Below are 9,608 nucleotides of genomic sequence, written 5' to 3'. Positions count from 1 at the left end.
GGCGAAATCGGTCGTTTTTCGCCAGTCCTCTAAAGAAACAAAGCAACTTGTCTTGCCAGGAAGGGGGCAGCCGCCCATGAGCATGGCCTCCTTCTTCGGGCAGAGGTCGTGTCGGAACGCCACTTTTCCCATGAGAGGGGTAGACGGATGATAGGGTTGATGAAAGGATTGGCGTATACGTTAAAAGAGTTGACGCGCGAAAAAGTGACGTACGATTACCCGCACGAACCGCTCCCGCTCCCGGATCGGTTTCGGGGCATCCAGAAATTTTATCCCGAAAAATGCATCGTGTGCAACCAGTGTGTCAACATTTGCCCGACCGAATGCATCCAGCTGACCGGGAAAAAACATCCCGATCCGACGAAAAAAGGGAAAGTGATTGAGACGTACAACATCAACTTTGAAATTTGCATTTTATGTGATTTGTGCACGGAAGTATGCCCAACGGAAGCGATTGTCATGACGAACAACTTTGAGCTCGCGGAATACAGCCGCGACGCTCTGTATAAAGATTTGGCCTGGCTTGATGAAAACGATACGAACATAAGAAGGGAGAATAAGCCGTGAGCGGAACGGACATCGCCTTTTTCTTGCTCGCCCTCGCGGCGATTGCCGGGGGAGTGACGATGCTCCAGCTGACGAACGTCGTCCATATGGTCATCGCCCTCGTCATGACATTTTTGGGCATTGCCGGGCTGTACGTGCTGTTGTCCGCCGAATTTGTCGCTGTTGTGCAAGTGCTCATCTATTCCGGAGCCATCACGATCATCATGCTGTTTGCGATCATGCTGACGCGCCATCACACAGACGAAAGGGAGCGCCAAACCACCGGCGGCGTCTGGCATAAAGCGGTTGCCGCCCTCTCCGTCATCGCCTTCGGCCTTGCCGTCTACTTCGGCATCCGCCAGCTCGACTTCGGCGCTGACGGCAGCGCGCTGGCGGGCGACAACGCTAAGGCGATCGGCAAGTTGCTTTACTCGTATTATACGATTCCGTTTGAAATCGTGTCTGTCATTTTGCTTGTCGCCTTAATTGGCGCGATCGTGTTGGCGAAAAAAGACGGCAAGGGGGCGGAAGACGAATGACATTATCGGCCTATTTAGCGTTGGCGCTGATCTTGTTTTGCATCGGGCTGTACGGGGCGCTCACGAAGAGGAATACGGTCATTGTGCTCATCTGCATTGAGCTGATGTTAAATGCGGTTAACATCAATTTCGTCGCGTTTGCCAAATACGGCGCCCATCCCAGCGTTCACGGGCATGTGTTCGCGCTGTTTGCGATCGCCGTGGCGGCGGCGGAAGCAGCCGTCGGCTTAGCTGCGCTCATCGCTTTTTACCGCAGCCGGAAGACGGTTCAAGTCGATGAAGCCAATTCGTTGAAACATTAGAGAAGGGGATGGGAACGATGATGAACCTAGCTTGGGTCGTGCCGCTGTTCCCGCTTGGTTCGTTCATTCTGTTGCTGCTGTTCGGACGGAGATGGAAACAAGCAAGCGCCTATGTCGGCATCGCCGCGGCGTTCTTGTCGCTGCTTTTGGCGCTCGCGGTGCTTGTGGACCGCCTCGGCGGGTCGACGTATGAGGCAAACTGGACATGGATGACGATAGGCGGCGTGACGTTGACGGTCGGGATTTCCGCCACCGCCCTAAACGCTTGGATGCTCGTCGTCGTCGCACTCGTCAGCTGGCTCGTCCATGTGTATTCGCAAGGGTACATGGCTGGCGATGAACGGTTTTCCACCTTTTACGCGTATTTGGGCCTGTTTACGTTTGCGATGCTCGGTCTTGTGCTGTCGCCGAATTTGCTGCAGGCGTACATCTTTTGGGAGCTCGTCGGGCTTGGATCGTTTTTGCTGATCGGTTTTTACTTCTATAAGGAAGAAGCAAAAGCGGCGGCGAAAAAAGCGTTCATCATGACGCGCATCGGCGACGTTGGCTTTTTCATCGGCATGATGTTGCTCTTTTGGCAAACGCACAGCTTTGATTACGACGACATTTTCCGCGCCGTCGGCGACGGGACGCTGTCGCCGGGGATGACGACGCTCGCGGCGATCTTGATTTTCATCGGCGCCATCGGCAAATCGGGGCAATTTCCGCTCCATACATGGCTTCCAGACGCGATGGAAGGCCCGACGCCGGTGTCGGCGCTCATCCACGCTGCGACGATGGTGGCGGCCGGTGTGTACCTTGTGGCGGCATTGTTTCCGCTGTATGAGGCAAGCCATGCAGCCATGATGACTGTGGCGACGATCGGCGGGGTGACGGCGATTTTCGCCGCGACGATCGGCTTGGTGCAGACGGACATTAAGCGCGTCCTCGCGTATTCGACGATCAGCCAGCTCGGTTATATGATGTTGGCGCTTGGCGCCGGCAGCTATGTCGCGGCCATCTTCCATTTGACGACGCATGCGTTCTTTAAAGCGCTCCTCTTTTTGGCCGCCGGGAGCGTCATTCATGCCGTCCGTACGCAAAACATCGAGGAAATGGGCGGGCTTTGGCGGCGGCTGCCATGGACCGCGCCGCTATTCCTCATTGGGGCGCTGTCGATCAGCGGGGTTCCGCTATTCGCCGGCTTTTTCAGCAAGGACGAAATTTTGGCCGCCGCCTGGACGAACGGGCCGCGCCTCCTCTTTTGGCTCGCGGTCGCTGCCGCGCTGTTGACGTCGTTTTATATGTTCCGGCTCTTTTTCCTCGTCTTTGCCGGCAAAGCGCGGCATCATGAGGATGCTCATGATGCGCCAGCCTCGATGGTGGCGCCAATGCTTGTGCTCGGCGTGCTGTCGATTGCATCCGGATACATGCAAACGCCATGGTTTGGCTCGTTCCTTGGCGAATGGTTGACGGATGGAGCGTATCGTCATGAAGCGGCGCCGGGATGGATCGCTGTTTTGGCGACGATCGTGTCGTTTGCAGGGATTTTTCTCGCTTGGCTGATGTACGGGGCGCAGAAAATGCCGCGCGATTGGCTGTCCGCGCGTGTTCCGTATGTTGATGAGCTGCTGCGCCGTCATTACTACATCGATGACATTTACCGTTTGACGGTCGTGTCGCTTGTGTCATGGATCAGCCGCCTGTTGACGTATGTCGACCGCTTCCTTGTTGAAGGGCTCGCCCGGCTTGCCGCCGGCATTGTCGGCGCGGCCGCCTCGGCTGGGTCGCGCGGGCAAAACGGGCAGGCGCAGACGTATGGGGCGGTGACGGTGGCCGGATTGGCGATTTTGGTCGTCATTTTCGCCTTAACAGGGGGGTACTGGCTATGATGTTTTTATCGCTGCTCGTCTTTTCGCCGCTGTTAGGCATCGTGTTGCTGATGTTTGTCCGCAAAACGGATGAACGAATGATTCAATGGCTCGGAACGGCTGCCACCGTACCGCCGCTCATTTTGGCGTTGTTTGCTTTCATTCAGTCCGGGCGCGGGTTTCGCCTCGAGCGGCTCGACGAAGCGCGGGACTGGGTGCGGCTTGCTGACCTGCCATTTTTGACGGACGCGGCGTATGTGATCCGCTATGAGCTCGGCATCGATGGGCTGTCGCTTGTCTTTATCGTTCTGACCGCGGTGTTGGCGACGTTGGCCGCTTTGGCGTCGATGCTTGTCAAAACGGAGAAAAAAGGGTATTTTCTCTGGCTGCTGGCGCTTGAGATTGGCATGCTCGGCGTATTTTCCGCCGCCAATTTCGTTTGGTTTTTCCTCTTCTTAGAAGTGACGTTGGTCGCTATGTTTTTGCTTGTCGGCAAGTGGGGCGGGTTTGAGCGCGAGCGGGCGGCGTACAGCTACTTGTTGTACAACGGGCTCGGCTCGGCTTTGTTGCTTGTTGTGATCGCGGTGCTGCTTGCCCGAACTGGAACAGCGAACTTTGCCTTGCTTCATGAAATGTTACATAATCCAGCGGCGGAAGGGCAACTGATTGCGCCGTTGACGGAGGAAGGGCGTCGCTGGCTGCTCGGCGGGCTGTTGTTGGCATTTGCCGTCAAGCTGCCGGCTGTTCCGTTCCACTGCTGGCTCATCCGCGTCCACGTCGAAGCGCCGCCGCCGGTGGTGATGCTTCATGCCGGGGTGTTGCTGAAAATCGCAGCGTATGGGATGATTCGCTTCGGGGTCGGCTTGTTTCCGGATGAGTTCCGCTCGTTTGCCGGCGTTCTCGCTCTATTTGGCGTCATCAACGTGCTGTACGGCGCGCTGTTGGCGCTTCGCCAGCGCGAATTGAAGCGCGTGCTCGCCTACTCAAGCGTGTCGCATATGGGGGTCGTGCTCATCGGACTCGGTGCGTTGAATGAGGCCGGCATTCAAGGAGCGGTCTTTCAATCGGTGGCTCACGGACTCATCTCGGCCTTGTCGTTTTTGCTTGTCGGCGTGCTCGCTCATCGAATGGGAACAACGGACATCAACCGGCTTGGTGGACTGACGAAAGCGATGCCGCTCTTTTCCGGGTATTTGCTCACAGCGGCGCTCGCCTTGCTCGGTCTGCCGGGGCTGGCGGGATTTGTCGGTGAATTCACGTCGTTTCTCGGGCTGTTTCAAACGAAGCCGGCCCTTGCCGCCGTGGGTGCGCTTGGATTGATCTTCGCCGCTGTCTATTCGCTGAAAGCCGTCCTTGATATCACGTTCGGCCGCCCCCGCGACCGGCGGGAAGCGGTCATGGGCTGGCGTGAGCCGCAAGCATCTGCGGCAAGCCTAGGTGAACCGCAAGGGGGCGTCGTTGACTTGCAAGGAAAAGAAGCTGTGCCGGCGTTCATCCTCGTCGCGTTGATCGTGGCCGTCGGCGTCTATCCACAGCTATTGGCCGCGCCGCTTACGGCCGTCGTCAAGACGATGATGAACGGGCTAGGGGGTTGATCACATGAACGATGTATGGCAATCCGATTGGAGCATGATGGCGCCCGAATGGATCGTCCTCGCGGCCGCCATAGCGCTGTTGGTGATTGACTTGGCGCTGCCGAGTGATCGAAGCCGCCGGCCGCTTGCTTGGGGCGCCGCGGCGGCGGCGGCGCTCGCCATGATCGCGACAGCGGCGATGATCCCGGCCGGGTCGGCATCGATTTTGCATGATACGTTCCGGCTCGATGCGTTCGCCAAAGCGTTCAAGTTCATTTTGCTGGCTGGCGGAGCGCTCGCTCTGCTTTTAGTGGCCGAATGGGCGCCGAAAGAAGGCAGTCCGCACCGCGGCGAATTTGTCTATATGATGTTGTTTGCGCTGCTTGGGGCGATGATGATGGCGTCTAGCGGCGATTTGCTTACATTATTTGTCAGCCTTGAGCTGCTTTCGGTGTCGTCCTACATTTTGGCCGGTTTGCGCAAAACGGCGCCGGCATCGAACGAGGCGGCGCTCAAATACGTCATCAATGGCGGCATCGCCACCGCCATCATGCTGTTTGGCATGAGTTATGTGTTCGGCTTGACCGGAACGACGAATCTCGGCGGCATCGCGCGCCGCTTGCAGGAGACGAACGAGCCGTACATGCTTGCTTTGGCGTTTCTGCTTTTGCTCATCGGCGTTTCGTTTAAGCTGGCGACTGTTCCGTTTCATATGTGGGCGCCGGACGTGTACGAAGGAGCGCCCGTTCCAGCGACCGCGTTTTTTGCCGTCGTGTCGAAAACGGCCGGCTTTGCCCTTCTTCTCCGTTTGCTGGTGACGATCTTTGCCGCGGCGCCGTCTGAAGGGCGTGACCCATCATCGCTTCTTTTGTCGATGCAGCCGATCATCACCGTGTTAGCTGGATTGACGATGATCATCGGCAGCGTCGTGGCGCTTCGGCAGCGGAGTTTAAAGCGGCTGCTCGCCTACTCAGGCATCGCCCACGCCGGCTACTTGCTCGCGGGGTTTGCCGCGATGTCATGGGCGATGATCGATTCGCTCTGGATGTATTTGCTCGTCTATACGTTGATGAACATCGGGGCGTTTGCCATTATTGCCCATATTGTCAATGAAACCGGATCCGATGATTTGGATGGGCTCGCCGGCTTATATCGGCACCGCCCATTTCTGGCTGCGGCGTTCGGGCTGTTTTTGCTCTCGCTCGCCGGCATCCCAGGAACAGCTGGCTTTATCGCCAAGCTGCATATTTTCATCGGCCTTGTCGTCACAGAGCCGGGCCATTATGTGCTCGCCGCCGTGATGGCGATCACGACCGTCATCTCGTACGTGTATTATTTCAATTTGATCGTCCAGCTCTTTTTCCGCCCGACGTTCACCGCGCCGCTTGGCCGGCTGCCGGCCGGGCTGTCGACCGCCGTCGTTCTTTGCGCGCTTGGAACGTTGGCGATCGGCTGGGCGCCGGGGCTTGCTTACGATATGCTTGCCCAGTTTGGGCATTTTGGCGATTTTTTGCCGTAACGGTAGAATAAAGGGAGAGGGAGAATGCCTCTCCTCTTTTTTTGCGCCGCCGGCTTCGTTTGGAAAGGAGGGGATGCGCTGCGTGCTTTGCGCAGGAAAGCTCCATCGAGCAATGTTTGCTTTCCACCTAGCATGAAAGTTTCAAGGCCTGCGCATTTTCATAGAAAGAGGGGAATGCNCATCCCGCTGGCTTTGTTTCGGGTCGAGGAGCACCTTGGATGTGCGGCCGGTGCTGTTTCGGGGGAGAAGAGCTTGTCATGCGACGCTTAATCTGTTTTCGAAACGCATGAAGTGCTTTGGCTGCACGCCGCGTTCCGAAAAAGAGGAAATGCTTCGTATGCGCCGTTTCACATATGCTTGAGAAAGAGGTGAAACTTGATGATGCTGGTCATCGGCCAACAAGCGTTGATTTCGATTATCGTTCATTTGGCGTTTCTAGCGGTGACGTGGTGGACGCTGCAGGCGGTGCGGCTCGAGGTGCTGCTTCGGCCGAACCGCGTCGTCCAAGGGCGGCTGCTGTACATTTTATTGACGATTGCCATCGGCTCGACGGTGGCGAACTTTTTCCTTGACTATTGGGCTTGGTCAACCGATTTGCCGTATTTGTTCCGCGAATAGGGAGGCCCGGGGCGCCGTGGTGCTTCGGCTCCCCCTCCAACTGTCCGCTTGCCCCGCCCTCTGTCCGGCCGATCCGTTCTTGCCGCCGCCTCTTTGCTCCCCGTCCCGTCCCCTTCTTCCATGGATTCTCGGCTGTTTGCCCTCCGCTTTGATGTTTATTTATGAAAGCGATTTCAAAAATCGCCGGTTGTCGATTTTTTTGACGTATGTTCCCTTGCCCGGTGGCAACAATAACAAGTAAGGAGAGGAAGGGAACGAAGATGAGAAAAAATCCAATCTGTTGGCTGATGGCGCTGGCCGCCGCGGTCTTGTTGTTGGCCGCAGGGCAATACCGGACGGAAGGCGCGCGGGGGAACGAATGGTCCGAACCGTTGGAAATGATGGCGCACACATTGGCGCAACACGGTGCCTCGCTCGGCCGCTGGGTCGTGTACACAAGAGAGTATGCCCACGATATTCAAAATGATGCGGACTTTTTCAAAAAAATGGCGGAGTTCAAACAAACATACCGCTCCTTCCGCTGGACGTTCCACCAAACTAGCCATTGGCAAAAAGTGATCGGCACGAATGAACATTCCTTTTTTCGTGAACAAATCCAGCTCGTGATGACCGTCACAAATGGAACGCCGCAAACGTATATCCTCTATGAAGCGACCGGCCCAACGTGGAGCCAAGCTGGGTGGAAAGAAGCAGCACAGCACATTCAAAAAACGACGAACGGACTATTTGTGAATCACTCTACATTTTTCGCTTGTATTGAAGGCGAGTTCAGTGGTAATATGGAAGGTGGTTTGTTCGATCAAGCTTCTCAATTGCTTCGCGATTTTCAAGCGACGCCTGTCGAGTGGCTGCGGGAAGAGTCACTCGTTTCCCTGTCTGCATATACTGGGCAGTGGAAGAACGTTCTCCCGGCCGCCAATCATCAGCCGATCAACCTGCAACTCGCCTTGAGAGAAAAATTGGGNGGCAAGACGCGCGTCGTTGCTGGAACCCCAATCATTACCATTGAATACTAATATAGAGAAATTGGACGCGGAGGGGAATACCTTGGAAAAGATCATCGTCCGTGGCGGAAACCGGTTGAGCGGCACCGTCAAAGTGGAAGGCGCAAAAAATGCCGTTTTGCCTGTCATCGCTGCCACTTTATTGGCTACGAAAGGAACAAGTACGATTCATGATGTGCCTGCTCTTTCCGATGTATATACAATCAGTGAAGTGCTCCGCTATTTAGGCGCCGATGTGCACATTGCCGACGAGACGGTCACCGTCGATGCCACCGGTCCGTTGACGGTGGAAGCGCCGTTTGAATATGTGCGAAAAATGCGCGCGTCGGTGCTTGTCATGGGGCCGCTGTTGGCGCGCAACGGCCGAGCCCGCGTGGCGCTGCCGGGCGGCTGTGCCATTGGCTCGCGCCCGATCGATCAACATTTAAAAGGATTTGAAGCGATGGGCGCGTCTGTGAAAGTCGGCAATGGCTTTATCGATGCGGAAGTGAACGGACGGCTCCGCGGCGCCAAAATTTATTTGGACTTTCCAAGCGTCGGGGCGACGGAAAACATTATGATGGCCGCCGTGCTCGCGGAAGGCACGACTGTGATCGAAAACTGTGCGAAAGAGCCGGAAATCGTCGATTTGGCGAACTTTTTGAACGCGATGGGCGCCAAAGTGCGCGGCGCCGGCACCGGAACGATTCGAATCGAGGGAGTTGACGAGCTCGTCGGCACAACGCATACGGTCATTCCGGACCGCATCGAAGCCGGCACGTTTATGGTGGCGGCGGCAATCACCGGCGGCAATGTCCTCGTGCAAGGAGCCGTTCCGGAACATTTAGGCTCGCTGATCGCTAAACTCGAAGAAATGGGCGTGACCGTCATTGAAGAGGAAAGCGGCTTGCGTGTCATCGGTCCGGAAAAGCTGAAAGCCGTCGACATTAAAACGATGCCATATCCGGGCTTTCCGACCGACATGCAGTCGCAAATGATGGCTCTCTTGTTGAAAGCGGAAGGCACGAGCATGATCACCGAGACGGTGTTTGAAAATCGCTTTATGCATGTGGAGGAATTCCGGCGCATGAACGCCGATATTAAAATTGAAGGGCGTTCCGTCATTATCAATGGCCCGTGCCAGCTGCAAGGCGCCGAAGTGGCGGCCACCGATTTGCGCGCAGCGGCGGCGTTGATTTTGGCTGGACTCGCGGCGGACGGCTACACGCGCGTGACCGAGCTTCGTCATCTCGACCGCGGGTATGTCCGCTTCCACGAAAAGTTGGCTGCGCTTGGGGCCGACATTGAACGCGTCCGCGAAGAAACAGAACAATTCGACCAAATTCAAACGATCCAATGGAACGGATAAAGAGCGAAAAACGACCGTGAACTGCCTTCGAGCAGGGAATGGTCGTTTTTTCTTGGAACACGGGCGACCGTCGAAGGACGGTAAAAAACAACCGTTCGTTCCTAACGGTCTGTTTTGAAGCTCAGAGAAAGACCGTCTGTATGAAATTTCACCATAAGCTTGATCGCATCGCGCGAAGCAAGTCGCGACGGTGGTGAAACATGTGCTTTCGAGAACCCCCTTGTTCCATCGCCCCCTATTCAGTCACCGACTTTTTTCAACGGCTTCATGTTTAGCAGGATGGCGATTTAAGGGGAAATGCTGTTCTC

At 56.2% G+C, this 9,608-nt stretch carries 8 protein-coding genes and 1 pseudogene; all 9 read left to right on the top strand.

Features of this window, described 5'->3' with window-relative positions:
• Window positions 1-147 precede the first annotated feature (147 nt).
• The 9 genes and pseudogenes from nuoI to murA all read left to right on the top strand — a co-directional run bounded on the left by nuoI (window position 148) and on the right by murA (window position 9,300).
• On the top strand, window positions 148-567 hold the full coding sequence (nuoI, locus tag VU18_RS14575) for an NADH-quinone oxidoreductase subunit NuoI (protein WP_013146600.1): 420 nt from the start codon (window positions 148-150) through the stop codon (window positions 565-567).
• Window positions 564-1,085 (top strand): NADH-quinone oxidoreductase subunit J, encoded by a 522-nt coding sequence (locus tag VU18_RS14570; protein ID WP_011232816.1) that lies wholly within the window; start codon window positions 564-566, stop codon window positions 1,083-1,085. Before nuoI ends, VU18_RS14570 begins: the two co-directional genes overlap by 4 nt.
• On the top strand, window positions 1,082-1,387 hold the full coding sequence (gene nuoK, locus VU18_RS14565; protein WP_011232815.1) for an NADH-quinone oxidoreductase subunit NuoK: 306 nt from the start codon (window positions 1,082-1,084) through the stop codon (window positions 1,385-1,387). Before VU18_RS14570 ends, nuoK begins: the two co-directional genes overlap by 4 nt.
• 17 nt (window positions 1,388-1,404) lie before the next feature.
• Window positions 1,405-3,258 carry an NADH-quinone oxidoreductase subunit L gene (nuoL, locus tag VU18_RS14560; RefSeq protein ID WP_014196944.1) on the top strand — a complete coding sequence of 618 codons (1,854 nt, stop codon included), beginning with the start codon at window positions 1,405-1,407 and terminating at the stop codon, window positions 3,256-3,258.
• The gene (locus tag VU18_RS14555) at window positions 3,255-4,832 is read left to right on the top strand and encodes an NADH-quinone oxidoreductase subunit M (protein WP_011232813.1); all 1,578 of its coding nucleotides are present in this window, start codon (window positions 3,255-3,257) and stop codon (window positions 4,830-4,832) included. The genes nuoL and VU18_RS14555 overlap by 4 nt, the downstream gene beginning before the upstream one ends.
• 4 nt (window positions 4,833-4,836) lie before the next feature.
• Window positions 4,837-6,330 carry an NADH-quinone oxidoreductase subunit NuoN gene (gene nuoN, locus VU18_RS14550; RefSeq protein ID WP_014196943.1) on the top strand — a complete coding sequence of 498 codons (1,494 nt, stop codon included), beginning with the start codon at window positions 4,837-4,839 and terminating at the stop codon, window positions 6,328-6,330.
• A 378-nt stretch (window positions 6,331-6,708) separates the two neighbouring features.
• Window positions 6,709-6,948: a DUF1146 family protein gene (locus tag VU18_RS14540; protein WP_014196942.1), complete on the top strand. Its 240-nt coding sequence runs from the start codon at window positions 6,709-6,711 to the stop codon at window positions 6,946-6,948.
• A 260-nt stretch (window positions 6,949-7,208) separates the two neighbouring features.
• Window positions 7,209-7,912: pseudogene (locus VU18_RS14535) on the top strand (YwmB family TATA-box binding protein); the annotation flags it as partial.
• Between the two features lie 83 nt (window positions 7,913-7,995).
• Complete coding sequence (gene murA, locus VU18_RS14530) at window positions 7,996-9,300, top strand: UDP-N-acetylglucosamine 1-carboxyvinyltransferase (protein ID WP_014196941.1); 1,305 nt, start codon at window positions 7,996-7,998, stop codon at window positions 9,298-9,300.
• Window positions 9,301-9,608 lie beyond the last annotated feature (308 nt).

Origin of the sequence: Geobacillus sp. ZGt-1 (assembly GCF_001026865.1) — a bacterium.
In the GTDB taxonomy this organism is placed as follows: domain Bacteria; phylum Bacillota; class Bacilli; order Bacillales; family Anoxybacillaceae; genus Geobacillus; species Geobacillus thermoleovorans.
Note: the sequence above shows the minus strand (reverse complement) of the source record. Positions and strands in the feature narration are given on the sequence as shown.